Origin of the sequence: Kitasatospora sp. NPDC058190, assembly GCF_042883685.1 — a bacterium.
Taxonomy (GTDB): Bacteria; Actinomycetota; Actinomycetes; order Streptomycetales; family Streptomycetaceae; genus Kitasatospora.
Genome location: NZ_JBHVVI010000054.1, coordinates 17,459 through 31,424, shown reverse-complemented (window position 1 = coordinate 31,424; position 13,966 = coordinate 17,459). Strand labels below are relative to the sequence as shown.

At 72.0% G+C, this 13,966-nt stretch carries 9 protein-coding genes and 1 pseudogene; 7 read left to right on the top strand and 3 right to left on the bottom strand.

The features are described from left to right. Nucleotides 1-312 precede the first annotated feature (312 nt). From ACFVWU_RS23950 to ACFVWU_RS23920, 7 genes are all read left to right on the top strand, one after another. Nucleotides 313-1,785 (top strand): arabinofuranosidase catalytic domain-containing protein, encoded by a 1,473-nt coding sequence (locus tag ACFVWU_RS23950; RefSeq protein WP_387624448.1) that lies wholly within the window; start codon nucleotides 313-315, stop codon nucleotides 1,783-1,785. Nucleotides 1,786-1,918: 133 nt separating this feature from the next. Continuing rightward, a complete protein-coding gene (locus tag ACFVWU_RS23945; protein ID WP_387624445.1) occupies nucleotides 1,919-2,953 on the top strand; it encodes a CehA/McbA family metallohydrolase in 1,035 nt (344 codons plus the stop codon). A 231-nt stretch (nucleotides 2,954-3,184) separates the two neighbouring features. After that, a complete protein-coding gene (locus ACFVWU_RS23940) occupies nucleotides 3,185-4,216 on the top strand; it encodes a LacI family DNA-binding transcriptional regulator (protein WP_387624443.1) in 1,032 nt (343 codons plus the stop codon). A 311-nt stretch (nucleotides 4,217-4,527) separates the two neighbouring features. Further along, nucleotides 4,528-6,234 (top strand): ribulokinase, encoded by a 1,707-nt coding sequence (locus ACFVWU_RS23935; RefSeq protein WP_387624440.1) that lies wholly within the window; start codon nucleotides 4,528-4,530, stop codon nucleotides 6,232-6,234. After that, the gene (locus ACFVWU_RS23930) at nucleotides 6,231-6,899 is read left to right on the top strand and encodes an L-ribulose-5-phosphate 4-epimerase (RefSeq protein WP_387624438.1); all 669 of its coding nucleotides are present in this window, start codon (nucleotides 6,231-6,233) and stop codon (nucleotides 6,897-6,899) included. The genes ACFVWU_RS23935 and ACFVWU_RS23930 overlap by 4 nt, the downstream gene beginning before the upstream one ends. 11 nt (nucleotides 6,900-6,910) lie before the next feature. Next, nucleotides 6,911-8,419, top strand: coding sequence for an L-arabinose isomerase (gene araA, locus ACFVWU_RS23925; protein ID WP_387624435.1), 1,509 nt, complete (start codon nucleotides 6,911-6,913; stop codon nucleotides 8,417-8,419). Between the two features lie 86 nt (nucleotides 8,420-8,505). Beyond that, nucleotides 8,506-9,594: an aldose epimerase family protein gene (locus tag ACFVWU_RS23920; RefSeq protein WP_387624433.1), complete on the top strand. Its 1,089-nt coding sequence runs from the start codon at nucleotides 8,506-8,508 to the stop codon at nucleotides 9,592-9,594. Nucleotides 9,595-9,659: 65 nt separating this feature from the next. Here ACFVWU_RS23920 and ACFVWU_RS23915 read toward each other — a convergent pair. From ACFVWU_RS23915 to ACFVWU_RS23905, 3 genes and pseudogenes are all read right to left on the bottom strand, one after another. Next, nucleotides 9,660-10,552, bottom strand: a pseudogene (locus ACFVWU_RS23915) (beta-galactosidase). A gap of 66 nt (nucleotides 10,553-10,618) precedes the next feature. Then, nucleotides 10,619-12,367 (bottom strand): cellulase family glycosylhydrolase, encoded by a 1,749-nt coding sequence (locus ACFVWU_RS23910; protein WP_387624430.1) that lies wholly within the window; start codon nucleotides 12,365-12,367, stop codon nucleotides 10,619-10,621. 53 nt (nucleotides 12,368-12,420) lie between these two features. Then, entirely contained in the window at nucleotides 12,421-13,932 is a 1,512-nt protein-coding gene (locus ACFVWU_RS23905) for a glycoside hydrolase family 43 protein (protein WP_387624427.1), read from the bottom strand. Nucleotides 13,933-13,966: the final 34 nt, after the last annotated feature.

Below are 13,966 nucleotides of genomic sequence, written 5' to 3'. Positions count from 1 at the left end.
GAGCAGGTGAAAGGCGCGGCGAACCGGCACTCGTGCTCAGTTGCGCCGGTGTTGGAGTGTGAGCGCTCACATCGTCTAGCGTCAACCTCCTTGCAGCGATGGAGGGATGGCGGGCCGAAAGCCGTCGGGGGCCGATCGACGCTTTCCTCGGTGTGATGTGTCAAAAGTCTTGACGGGACACGGTCGGTGCGGGCACTGTCGCCGATCCAGGAACCTCCACCTCCCGCCCCAGGTCGACGTCTGTCGCCGCGGGGTGGATTGTTAGCGCTCACTTTCCCTTGGCCGCGCTCAAACGATGAGCAGGGAGACACCATGAGTGACAACAACAGGACGACCCGTGGACGCGGCGCGCTGCGCTGCCTCGCCCGGGCCGGGGCGGCACTGGCCGTCCTGGTCGGCGCCACCGCGACGAGCGGCGTGGCCCAGGCCGCAACCCAAGGGCCATGTGACCTCTACGCCGCCGGCGGCACACCCTGCGTGGCCGCGCACAGCACCACCCGCGCGCTCTACGGCGGGTACGGCGGGCCGCTCTACCAGGTCCGACGCGCGTCGGACCAGGCGCTGCGGAACGTCGGCGTGCTGAGCACCGGCGGCTACGCCGATGCCGCCGCACAGGACGCCTTCTGCGCCGGCACGACCTGCGTGATCACCGTGATCTACGACCAGAGCGGGCGGGGCAACCACCTCACCCAGGCACCCGGGGGCGGCGCCGCGACCGGCCCGGACAACCTCGCGGACGCGACCCTGGCGCCCACCACGCTGAACGGCCACCGGGCCTACGGCGTGTACGTCGCGCCGGGCACCGGCTACCGCAACAACCACACCTCGGGCGTCGCGACCGGTGACCAGCCCGAGGGCATGTACGCGATCCTCGACGGCACCCACGACAACGGCGGCTGCTGCTTCGACTACGGCAACGCCGAGACGAGCAGCACCGACACCGGCAACGGCCACATGGAGGCGATCTACTTCGGCAACATCAAGGTCTGGGGCTACGGCACCGGGCCCGGCCCCTGGGTGATGGCCGACCTGGAGAACGGCCTGTTCTCCGGGGTCAACGCGGGCTACAACGCCAACGACCCGACGGTGAACCACCGCTACCTGACAGCCATGGTCAAGGGCGCGCCGAACCAGTGGGCGATCCGCGCCGGCGACGCCCAGTCCGGCAGGCTGTCGACGTTCTACTCCGGGCCGCGCCCGAACGTGTCCGGCTACAACCCGATGCACAAGGAGGGCGCGATCATCCTCGGCATCGGCGGCGACAACAGCAACGGCGCCCGCGGCACCTTCTACGAGGGCGTGATGACCTCCGGCTACCCGTCGGAGGCCACCGAGAACGCCGTCCAGGCCAATATCGTCGCCGCCGGATACGCCAACTCCCCGGCGACCACCACGGGGGCGCTGCGCGGCGCCGGTTCGGGCAAGTGCCTGGACGTCCCCAACGCCTCCACCACGCCCGGGGTGCAGGCGCAGATCTACAGCTGCTCCGCAGCGGCGAACCAGACCTGGACCCGCACCGCGGACGGACAGCTCACGGTGAACATCTCCGGCAGCACGCTGTGCCTGGACGCGTACGGCGGCGGCACGGCCGACGGCACCAAGGTGGTGACCTGGCCCTGCAACGGCGGTGCCAACCAGAAGTGGCAGTTCAACTCCGACGGCAGCGTCACCGGCGTCCCGTCCGGCCGCTGCCTGGACGTGGCCGGGGCGGTCACCGCCGACGCCACACCCGTCCAGCTGTGGAGCTGCTGGGGCGGCGACAACCAGAAGTGGACCCTCGGGTAGTGCGCACCCCGGCCGGGCCCCGGCGCCGGCCCCGCGTCCCCGCGGAGCCGGGGCCCGGCCGCCATCGACCCGGGGCGCGCAGCCCGTGCGTGCGCCGGGCGGGCACCGTCGGACCCGCCCCTAGGCTGCCGGGATGGCCATGAACGACGAAGCAGGAGGGCGCCCGCCGGAGCGGCCGCTCCCGTCGACGCCGGTGACCGACCGGGGGAGAGGCTGGTACCGGGGCGACTGCCACGTGCATCCGGCGGTCTCGAGCGGCGGGGAGCTGACCCCGGAACAGCTGGTGGCCGGTGCCCGCGCGGCATGGCTCGACTTCCTCGCCGTCACCGAGCACAACTCCGCGGACACGCACGGCGGCTGGGGACGGCGCGCGGACGGCGATCCGCTGGTGGTCCCGGGCCAGGAGGCGACCACCCGGGACGGGCACTGGCTCGTCCTGGGGCTCCGGCCCGGACAACTGGTCGACTGGCGCTACGGTGCCGGCGACGGCGTGATCGACCGGCATCTGGCGGAGGTCCGCCGAGGCGGCGGCCTGTGCGTGGCGGCGCACCCGTTCGCGCCGTACGACTCGGGCTCCTTCCGGTACCCGTACCGGGGGTTCGACCCGGGCGAGGTGTGGAACGGGCCCTGGCGTTCCGCGCTGCCGTGGCAGGCGGACAACGAGGCGGCGCTGGCGCAGTGGGGCCGTAGCCTGGCGCCGGACGTCCGGCGGGGGCGGTGGCGGCCTGCGATCGGCAACAGCGACACCCACCTCGCGGGCCAGATCGGCATCCCGCACGCCGTGGTGCTGGCCGACGGACTGCGCGCCGAGGCGATCCTCGCCGGGCTCCGCGCCGGCCGCAGCCGGCTCGCCGCGACGAACGCCGTCGAGCTGTTGTTCACGCTCACCGGCGCTGGTCGGACGGCCGGGATCGGTGAAGCGCTGACGGTCGGCGGCGCGCCGGGCGTCGTCGCACGGGTTGACGTACGGGGCGTGCCGGCCGGCACGGTCAGTCTCCACACCGGGAGGGGCCGGGTGCGTGATGCCGCGCTGCCCGACACCGGCGCGGACACCGTCGAGTGGTGGGTCGGTGCGGCGGAGGCGGTGGAATCGGTCTTCGTTCGCGCAGAGGTCCGCGATGCCGAAGGCGGCATGGCAGCGCTCACCAACCCGGTCCTCCTGGCCTGAACGCGCTGTGTGTCGGGCCGCTCACCGAGCGCGGCCACCTGTGCCGGTAGTGGGACGGCGATCCGGGCAATCACCCCCACGGAAGAGGCGTGAGCGTTAACTTGGCGATATTGGCACATGTCAGCGGCCTGTAGGGCTGGTATGAAGTGAAACCGCCTGTTGAACCGAGGGTGACGGATTGGCCTGGACCTGGTCGCGTACTGTGGTCCACAGCCGAGGAGGGGACTGCGAGTGGGAACCGATAGCGCCGGGACGGAACAGCGCCAGCCCGTGATGGCGGACGTGGCGAAACTGGCGGGCGTTTCCCATCAGACGGTGTCCCGGGTGCTCAACGGCGCCCCGCACGTCCGGCCCGACACCCGGGACCGGGTGCTGGCCGCCATACGGGAACTGGACTACCGGCCGAACTCCGCCGCCCGCACCCTGGTCACTCGCAGGTCGCAGACCCTCGGGGTGGTCAGCTTCGATTCGACCCTCTACGGCCCCGCCTCGATGCTGGACGGCATCGAGCGGGCCGCGCGCAGCGCCGGGTACTTCGTGAGCGTGACCAGTCTGCGCTCCCTGGACGGCCGTTCGGTCCAGGAGGCCGTCGACCGGCTGCGCGACCAGGGGGTGGAGGGCGTCCTGGTGATCGCGCCGCAGACCTCCGCCGTCAGCGCGCTGGCCCGGCTCTCCAGTTCCGTGCCGCTCGTCGCGGTCGGCTCGGGCAACCAGACGCGGGTGCCCATGGTGTCGGTGGGCAATCGGTACGGCGCCGGAGAGGCCACCGGGTACCTGCTCGATCTGGGCCACCGCACCGTGCACCACCTGGCGGGGCCGGCCAACTGGCTGGAGAGCCAGGACCGGGAGGAGGGGTGGCGCCTCACGCTGCGGGCGGCCGGAGCCCCCGTGCCGGAGGTGGAGCGCGGCGACTGGAGCGCCCGCTCGGGCTACCAGGCGGGGCTGCGGATCGCCCGACTGCGCGACGTCACCGCCGTCTTCTGTGCCAACGACCACATGGCCCTCGGCCTGCTGCGCGCCCTGCACGAGGCCGGTCGGTCGGTGCCGGAGGAGATCAGCGTGATCGGCTTCGACGACATTCCGGAGGCCGCCTACTTCACCCCGCCGCTGACGACGGTGCGGCAGGACTTCGGTGAGCTCGGCAGGCGGGCCCTGGAACTGCTCGTCGGGGAGCTGGAGGGTGCCGCGCCCTCCCCGGCCCAGGTGCAGATCTCCCCGGAGATGGTGCTGCGGCGCAGCGTGGGACCGGCCATCCGGCGTTGAGCCGGTGGCCGGTCGGCAGTAACCCCCGAGTACTCAGCCGGTTCCCCGGATTCGGCCCGTGAACCTCCCTTGACATGCTGTTTGTTAGCGCTAACAATCTCCGTGAGCGTTAACAAAGGCGCTCCTTCCCACTCCGCCGGTCGGGCCACCGCATCCCGCTTCCGTGTGTCCGGCCGACGGTTATGCGTTCCGTCCTCCAGAGGGAGAGGCAGCGGAACGAACCCTGTCGCCGGTGCTGTCCGCCCTGCCCCGGTCGAGGATCGCACCGGCGACAGACCACAACGCAGGCCTCCCGTACGAAGGATGAGGACGTGACCGTGACCCCTGCCGCCCACGACGCCGACCGGTACGACCGGTACGTCGTCGGCGTCGACTTCGGCACCCTGTCCGGCCGCGCGGTGGTGGTCAGGGTGCGGGACGGCGAAGAGGTGGGCACCGCCGTCCACGACTACCCGCATGCCGTCATCGAGCGAGAGCTGCCCGGCACCGGCCGACTGCTCCCGCCCGACTGGGCGCTGCAGCACCCGGCGGACTGGCGCGAGGTGCTGCACACCGCCGTCCCGGCCGCGCTCGCTGAAGCCGGCGTCGACCCCGCCCAGGTCATCGGCATCGCCACCGACTTCACCGCCTGCACCGTCCTGCCGGTGCTCGCCGACGGCACCCCGCTGGCCGAGACGCCCGACTGGGCCTCCCACCCGCACGCCTGGCCCAAGCTCTGGAAGCACCACGCCGCGCAGCCCCAGGCGGACCGGATCAACGAGCTGGCCCACGCCCGCGGCGAGAAGTGGATCTCCCGGTACGGCGGCCGGATCTCGGCCGAGTGGCAGTACGCCAAGGCGCTGCAGGTGCTGGAGGAGGACCCGGCCGTCTACGGCGCCTGCGAGCGCTGGATCGAGGCCGCCGACTGGATCGTCTGGCAGCTCACCGGCGCCGAGAGCCGCAACACCTGCACGGCCGGCTACAAGGGCATCCACCAGGACGGCGGCTACCCGAGCGGGGACTACCTGGCCACGCTCCACCCGGACTTCGCCGACTTCGCCCGCACCCGCCTGGAGCACCCGCTCTCCCCGCTGGGCACCCGGGTCGGCGCGCTCACCGCCCAGGCCGCGGAGTGGACCGGCCTGCCCGCCGGGATCGCGGTCGCCGCCGGCAACGTCGACGCCCACGTGGCCGCACCCGCCGCCCGGGCCGTCGACAACGGCCAACTCCTCGCCATCATGGGCACGTCCACCTGCCACGTGGTCAACGGCGCCACCCTCGCCGACGTCCCCGGCATCTGCGGCGTGGTCGAGGACGGCATCGTCACCGGCTCCTACGGCTACGAGGCCGGCCAGAGCGCCGTCGGCGACATCTTCGCCTGGTGGCTGCGCCAGGGCGTGCCCGCCGACTACCTGGCCGAGGCCGAGGCGAACGGCGAGGACCTGCACCAACTGCTCACCCGCAAGGCCGCCGCCGGGCCCGTCGGCGCGCACGGCCTGGTGGCGCTCGACTGGATGAACGGCAACCGCTCCACCCTGGTCGACCACCACCTCTCCGGCGTGATCGTCGGACTCACCCTGGCCACCCGCCCCGAGGAGATCTACCGCGCCCTGCTGGAGGCCACCGCCTTCGGCACCCGCGTCATCGTCGAGGCCCTGGAGCAGGGCGGCGTCCCCGTCACCGAGTTCATCGTCACCGGCGGCCTCAAAAAGAACGCCCTGCTGATGCAGATCTACGCCGACGTGTTGCGCCGCCCGGTCTCGGTCGCCGACTCGGAGCAGGGCCCGGCGCTCGGCTCGGCGATCCACGCCGCCGTCGCCGCCGGAGCCTACTCGGACGTACGGACCGCGGCCGCCGCCATGGGCCGGGTGCAGCAGGGCGCCTACCAGCCCGACTCGGCCGCCGCCGACACGTACGACCGCCTCTTCGCCGGATACCGAGCCCTGCACGACCACTTCGGCCTCGGCGCCGACAAGCTGCTGCACCGCCTGCGCGACATCCGCAACGCCGCCCTCACCACACCGAGCGAGGCCCTGTGAACGCGACCATCGACCTCATCCGCCGTCAGGTCAGCGACCTCCACCGGGAGCTGGTCCGCTACAACCTGGTGGTTTGGACCGCCGGCAATGTCTCCGCCCGTGTCCCCGGCGAGGACCTGCTCGTGATCAAGCCCAGCGGCGTCTCCTACGACGAGCTGACGCCCCAGAACATGATCGTCTGCGACCTGGACGGCAACGTCGTCGAGGGCGACCACGCGCCCTCCTCCGACACCGCCGCGCACGCCTACGTCTACCGCCACCTGCCCGAGGTCGGTGGGGTGGTCCACACCCACTCCACCTACGCCTGCGCCTGGGCGGCCCGCGGCGAGGCCGTCCCCTGCGTCCTCACCGCGATGGCCGACGAGTTCGGCGCCGAGATCCCGGTCGGCCCGTTCGCCCTGATCGGCGACGACTCGATCGGCCGCGGCATCGTGGACACCCTCAAGGGCCACCGCTCACCCGCCGTCCTGATGCAGAACCACGGCGTCTTCACCATCGGCAAGGACGCCAAGGCAGCGGTCAAGGCCGCCGTGATGTGCGAGGACGTGGCCCGCACCGTCCACCTCTCCCGCCAGCTCGGCGAGCCCCTGCCGATCGCCCAGGCGGACATCGACAGCCTCAACCACCGCTACCAGAACGTCTACGGCCAGCCCCAGGCCCGGTAAGGAGCCACCCCGTGAAGAAGCCACTGGACGGACGCCAGGTCTGGTTCCTGACCGGCAGCCAAGGGCTCTACGGCGAGGACACGCTGCGCCAGGTCGCGGAGCAGTCCCAGCGGATCGCCGAAGCCCTGAACCGCGACTCGGCGCTGCCCGTCGAGGTGGTCTGGAAGCCCGTCCTCACCGACGCGAGCGCCATCCGCCGGGTCTGCCTCGAGGCCAACTCCGCGGACGACTGCATCGGCCTGATCGCCTGGATGCACACCTTCTCCCCGGCGAAGATGTGGATCGCGGGACTCGACGCCCTGCAGAAGCCACTGCTCCACCTGCACACCCAGGCCAATGTCGAACTGCCCTGGCACTCCATCGACATGGACTTCATGAACCTGAACCAGGCCGCCCACGGCGACCGCGAGTTCGGCTACATCCAGTCCCGCCTCGGGGTCGCGCGCAAGACCGTCGCCGGACACGTCACCGACCCGGCGGTGGCTGCCAGGGTCGCCACCTGGGCCCGCGCCGCCGCCGGCCGCGCCGAACTCCGCAGCCTCAAGCTCGCCCGCTTCGGCGACAACATGCGCGACGTCGCCGTCACCGAAGGGGACAAGGTCGAGGCCCAGCTCCGCTTCGGCGTCTCCGTCAACACCTACGGAGTCAACGACCTCGTCGCCGCCGTGGACGCGACGGACGAGAGCGACGTCACCGCGCTGGCCAAGGAGTACCAGGACAGCTACCGCCTCGCGCCCGAGCTGCGGACCGGCGGCGAGCGCCACGAGTCGCTGCGCTACGCGGCCCGCATCGAGCTCGGCCTGCGCGGCTTCCTGGAGCAGGGCGGCTTCAAGGCCTTCACCACCAACTTCGAGGACCTCGGCGGACTGCGCCAACTGCCCGGCCTCGCGGTGCAGCGACTGATGGCCGACGGCTACGGCTTCGGCGGCGAAGGCGACTGGAAGACCGCCACCCTGTTGCGCACCCTCAAAGTGACCTCCACCGGACTGGCCGGCGGCACCTCCTTCATGGAGGACTACACCTACCACCTGGAGTTCGGCCGCGAGCTGATCCTCGGCGCACACATGCTGGAGGTCTGCCCGAGCATCGCGGCCGACACCCCCTCCTGCGAGATCCACCCGCTCGCCATCAGCGGGCGGGAGGACCCGGTCCGCCTGGTCTTCGACGCCGAGCCCGGCCCGGCCGTGGTGGTCGGCCTCGCGGACCTGGGCGACCGTTTCCGGCTGGTCGCCAACGAGGTGGACGTGGTCGTGCCGCCGGAGCCGCTGCCCCACCTGCCCGTCGCCCGCGCGGTCTGGAAGCCGCGCCCGGACCTCCACACCTCCACCGAAGCCTGGCTGACGGCCGGCGCGCCGCACCACACCGTGCTCTCCGGCGCGGTCGGCACCGAGGAGCTGGACGACCTCGCCGAGATGCTCGGCGTGGAACTGCTGGTGATCGACGACGACACGAACATCCGCCGGTTCACCAAGGAACTGCGCTGGAACCAGGCCTACCACCGCCTGGCCCAGGGATTCTGAGCCCCGTGGCCACGACCGACGACGCCCGCCCGTCCGGCGGGCGTCGCCCGTTTCCCGGTAGGGCCCGCAAGGAACGGAGCAACCCCGTGCCGAAAGACGCACTCGTGTCCCCGGGTGAACTGACGGTCTCCCAGGAGGTCGCCGCGACACTGCCGGACGGACGGCCCGTCATCCGCTGGACCATCGGCTCGCCGCAGGGCGTGACCGCGGAGGTGCTCAGCCTGGGCGCCCGCCTCCAGGCCCTGCACGCGCCGGACCGGGACGGGCAGCGGGCGAACGTCGTCCTCGGCTGCGACCGCGTCGAGGACCTGCTCGGGGAGGCCGCGTACTTCGGTGCGACGGTCGGCCGCTACGCCAACCGGATCGCCGACGGCGTCCTGCCGCTGGACGGCACGACGCACCGGCTCACCACCCAGCCGGGCGGCCACACCCTGCACGGCGGAACGGACGGCTTCGCCACCCGGCTCTGGGACGGCGTGCCGGTCCGGGAGGGCCGGCGGGCCGGAGTGCGCCTGCGACTGCACAGCCCCGACGGCGACCAGGGGTTCCCGGGAGCGCTCACCGTCGAGGTGACGTACCTGCTCGATCCCGCCGGCGAGCTGTGGATCGGCTACCGGGCGACCACGGACGCCCCGACGGTGGTCAGTCCGACCAACCACACGTACTTCAACCTGGCCGGTGAGGGCAGTGGCACGGTGCTCTACCACCTGCTGCGGGTCGAGGCCCCCGGCTACCTCCCGGTGGATGCCGAGCTGATCCCGATCGGACCGGTCGCGCGCGTCCTGGGCACGCCCTTCGACCTGCGCGAGGCCCGGCGGATCGGGGACCGCGTCGTCGACGGGGACCCGCAGATCCGCCGGGCCGGTGCGGGCTTCGACCACAACTGGGTGCTGGACGGGAACGGGTTCCGGCGGGCCGCCGTCCTCAGCCACCCGGCCAGCGGCCGGCGGGTCGAGTGCCTGACGACGGAACCGGGGCTGCAGGTCTACACCGGCAACCACTTCGACGGCACGCTGATCGGCCGCTCCGGCCGCCCGTACGAGGCGTATGCGGGCATCGCGCTGGAGACCCAGCACTTCCCGGACTCGCCGAACCGCCCCGAGTACCCCTCCACCGTCCTGCGCCCCGGGGAGGAGTTCCGCTCGATGACGGTGTACTGCTTCTCGGCCGAGTAAAGGAGCAGCCGCCGGGTGGCGGACGGGGGCGGTGGGCCCCGCCGAGCCCACCGCCCCTTCCTGTTTCAGCCCGCGACGAAGACCCGCACGTCCCAGGCGCCGAGGGAGACCGACCCGCCGGCGGGCACCGAGGCGCCGCCCAGCACGTTGGTCAGGTGCACCGGGGCCTGGGCCCGGGCGGGCTGCCAGCTCCAGTTGTGCACCACGTGGACGCGGCGTCCGTCCGGGGCCGTCCCGGTGGTCGCGGTGACGGACGCGGGCAGGTCGTGCCAGCCACTGGCGGGGGCGGGGGCCAGCCAGGCGGCCAGCGCCCGGGCCAGGTCGCGGCCGGGCACCGTGCCGACGCAGGTCACCCGGCCCGCACCGTGGACACGGGTGGTGACGGCGGACCAGCGGCTGAAGTGCGGGTGGTCGTACCCGGCCAGCACGGTGGCGTCGGTGGCGGTGAGGCCCTCCACCCAGCGGGTCGCGGTCGCGCCCGCCGGAAGCGCCAGCGGACTGCCGGGTACGGTGCGCAGTCGACCTGGAAGCCGATGACGGCCGGGTGCGCGGCGTGGCGGTCGAGGATCGCCCGGGTGACGCGTTCGGCGTGGTAGCGGAAGGCCGGGTGGGAGAAGTCGGCCTCCTGGCGGCCGCCCCAGCCCGTGCGCTGACCCGTCGCCCGGTCGCCGACGATCTCCGGGTACTGCCGGGCCAGCCACGGCGGCACGGCGTAGGTGGGGGTGCCGAGGACGACCGCGATGCCGCGCTCGTGGGCGCCGTCGAGGACGGGGGCCAGCCAGTCGAGTTCGAACCGGCCGTTGTCAGGCTCCCAGGTCGACCAGACGGACTCGCCGACCCGGATGACGGTGAACCTCGCCTCGGCCATCGGGTCGAGGTCTTCCTCGAGCCGCTCGTACGGCTGGTACTCGTGGTAGTAGGCGGCGCCGAACAGGACGCGCGGGGGCAGCGGGAACACGGGTGCACCTCGGGACGTGAGGGGCCCCGGCTGCCGGGGGAGGCAGCCGGGGCGGGGAGGACTCGGTCAGGAGGCGGTGCCCGTCACCGTGGTGCCGGACTTGGTCACCTGGTAGCTGACGGTGGCGCCGCTCCAGAAGTGGAAGGTGAGCGTCGCCGGCGTGCCGTCCTTGAGCGCGTTGAGGAAGTCCGGCTTGAGGACCAGGGCGTTGCCCGCGTAGTCCGGCGCGAAGGCCGAGTTGAACGCCTGGAACGCGGTCCAGCTCGCCGAGCCGGCGTTGCTGCCGTCGGCGTACTTGGCCTCCATGGTCGCCAACTGGTCACCGTTGAACTGGGTGGGGATGTTGAGCCCGGTGGTGGTCCCGGTCGCGCCGGACACCACCGGCTTGTCGAAGGAGATCACGTGGAGCTGCCAGGGCTCGCCCTGCGAGTACTGGACCTGGAGGGTCGAGTTCACGCCGTAGGCGCGGTCGCCGGCCAGTCGGGTGAGTGCGTCGAAGGTGAGCGTCAGCTGGTCGCCGTCCAGGGTGTAGTCGAGGGACGGGATCAGCGGCATGTCGCCCTGCCGGAGGCCCGTGAACCACTGCCCGTTGCGGTTGAGCGTGATGGTCTGCGCCGGGATCGGACCGGACTTCGGCACGAAGAGATTGTCGGTGGAGGCCGTGCCGGAGCGGGTGGTCCAGGACGTCTTGATCAGGGCCATCAGGTCGGGCTCGCGCCACTGCAGGGTGTTGCGGTTCAGGTAGTTGGCGTCGTCCCAGAGAGCGCTGGTGACGCCGTTGAGCCGGGCCTGGTAGTTCACGTCCTCGTAGTACTTCAGCATCTCGCCGTGTTCGACGGTGCCGGAGTTGGGCTCGCTGAGCAGTCCGTACTCGCCCAGGTAGACCGGTATGCCCTTGCTGACGAACTCGCTCTTCATCAGGGCGAAGGTGTCGGACAGGAACCTCTGGTTCTGGGCGTCGAAGGTGGTGCCGCCCGCGATGTTCACGCTGAACGGGTAGTAGCCGTAGTAGTGCACGGTGGCCACCAGGTTGCGGTCGTGCAGGGAGGCGATCTCCGCGTTCAGGTCGTCCATCAGGGGCTGGGACGGGGTGCAGCCTTGGGTGGGCAGGACGAGCAGGCGGTCCTTGTTGCCGCCGCCGGACTTGCGCACGTTGTTGAAGAACGCGGTGTTGAGCTCGTTCATGTACTGGGTCTTCTGGGCGTCGGCCGCGTTGTTGAACTGCGGCTCGTTGACGCTCTCCATGAGCAGCTTGCGCGGCTCGTCCTTGAACTCGGCGGCGATCTGCTGCCAGGTCGAGTTGAAGCGGGCCATGACGCTGTCGTGATCGGTGGAGATGTTGGCGATCCACTGCCACGAGTCGTGGTGGACGTTCATCTCGACGTAGAGGCCGTCGGACAACGCGAGGTCGACCACCTGCTTCACCCGGGCCATGTAGGTCGCATCGATGGTGTAGGGGGCGGTGGTGGCCTGGTGCGGGTACCAGGTGACCGGGATCCGGACGCTGCGGAAGCCCTGGGACCGCAGGAAGTCGAAGAGCGCCTTGGTGGTGAGCGGGTTGCCCCAGGACGTCTCGTCCGGGATGGCGTCCAGGGTGTTGCCCAGGTTCCAGCTGGGCTGCATGGCGGCCACGGCGGCCATCGGGTCCCGCGGGGCCGGCCGGAAGAGCGATGCCGACTGGTCGCCCTGGTGGTCCTGGTCGGCGAAGGCGGTGCCGCCGGCCACGCTGGTCGTGGTGAGCAGAGCCACCAGGAGGGCGGCCGACCGGCTGAGTCGGCGGCCGTGCGGCCGGGCACTGCGCTGGGAGACGTTCATGGAGTGATCTCTCTCGTGAGTGGTGGAGGTGGTGCGGTGGTGCTGACGGCTGGTCACGACGACGCGTGCGGCTCGTAGTCGAACCGGTCGAAGTGGACGGTGCCGACCGCGGCGTACATGCCGATGACCCGGCCGGTGAAGCCGCCGGCCACCTCGGTGGACAGGTAGCGGCCGTCGAGGGTGGCGAGCGCGGTGAAGGTGCCGTCCCCGTCCTCGACGCCGAAGGAGAGGCTGTCCGGACCGGATCGCGCCTCGCGCGGGGGCGCCGGGTCGATGTCGACGCCGAGCACCACCGCCCCGGCGGGCACCGGCGCGGAGGCGACCTCGGTGCGCACGGAGCCGATGCGGGCGAACACGGTGACCTGACCGGCGGCCGCCTCGATCTCGTAGTGGTGCTCCTCGTCCAGCCGGACGGCCAGGCCGCCGCGGCCGTCGGCGGGGTCGATCAGGGCGCGGGCCCGGCAGGCGAGGTGCTGCTGGCGGCGGCCGACGAACACCGCGTCGTTCTCGTCCAGGGAGGCACCGGCGGCGCGCAGGGTCAGCCAGCCGGATCGTTCCTTCGTGGTGCAGAGCTGCTCCGGGCGCTCGCGCACCGAGATCCATTGGGGGTGCAGTTCGGCCTGGTCGAAGTCGTCCCGGGCCGGTACGGCGGCAGCGGGGTGCAGCGGCCAGGCCGGGGTGGGCAGTTCGGTGGTGAGCTCGCCGACGACCGGCCAGCCGTCCACCCACTCGACGGGTGCGAGGAAGGTCTCCCGGCCGAGCACGTGCCAGCCGGGGGTGCCGCCGCGCGGCCGGACGGCCAGCAGCACCATCCACCAGGAGCCGTCGGGGGCCTGGACGAGGTCGGCGTGGCCGGTGTTCTGGATCGGGCGGGGGGTGCTGCGGTGGCTCAGGATCGGGTTGGCCGGGCACGGCTCGAACGGGCCGGCGGGCGTGCGGCCGCGGGCGACGGCCACGCCGTGGCCGCGCTCGGTGCCGCCCTCGGCGATGAGCAGGTACCAGTAGTCGCCGATCCGGTAGAGGTGCGGCGCCTCGGGGGCCTGGGTGCCGGGGGTGCCGGACCACAGCCGCTGCGGCTCGCCGAAGGTCTCGCCGGTCGCCGGGTCGATGCGCACCTGGGAGACCCCGGCGACGGTGCACCAGCAGGTGCCGTCCTCGTCCCACGCGAGGTCCGGGTCGATGCCGGGGACCTCGGGCAGCGGGACCGGGTCGGACCAGGGGCCGGCCGGGTCGGTGGCGGTGAAGAGCATGTTGCCGCCGCCGCCGACGTTGGTGACGATCAGCCAGAAGCGGCCGTCGTGGTGGCGCAGGGTCGGCGCGTAGATCCCGGCGGAGGAGGGCATCTCGCGCGGTAGCCGCAGCTGGCTCGGCCGGTCCAGGGCGTTGCCGATCTGGGTCCAGTTCACCAGGTCGCGGCTGTGGAAGACGGGGATGCCGGGGAAGTACTCGAAGCTGGAGCACACCAGGTAGTAGTCGTCGCCCACGCGGCAGACGCTGGGGTCGGGGTGGAAGCCGGGAATCACCGGGTTGGACACGGTGCCGTCGGGCTGGATCTGGTCTGACACGTGGTCGGTTCCTGATTCGTGAGGAGGCGGTTCG

Coding starts and splice junctions, on each gene's coding strand:
- ACFVWU_RS23950 (WP_387624448.1), top strand. CDS start 313: ATGAGTGACAACAACAGGACGACCCGTGGACGCGGCGCGCTGCGCTGC.
- ACFVWU_RS23910 (WP_387624430.1), bottom strand. CDS start 12,367: ATGAACGTCTCCCAGCGCAGTGCCCGGCCGCACGGCCGCCGACTCAGC.
- ACFVWU_RS23945 (WP_387624445.1), top strand. CDS start 1,919: ATGGCCATGAACGACGAAGCAGGAGGGCGCCCGCCGGAGCGGCCGCTC.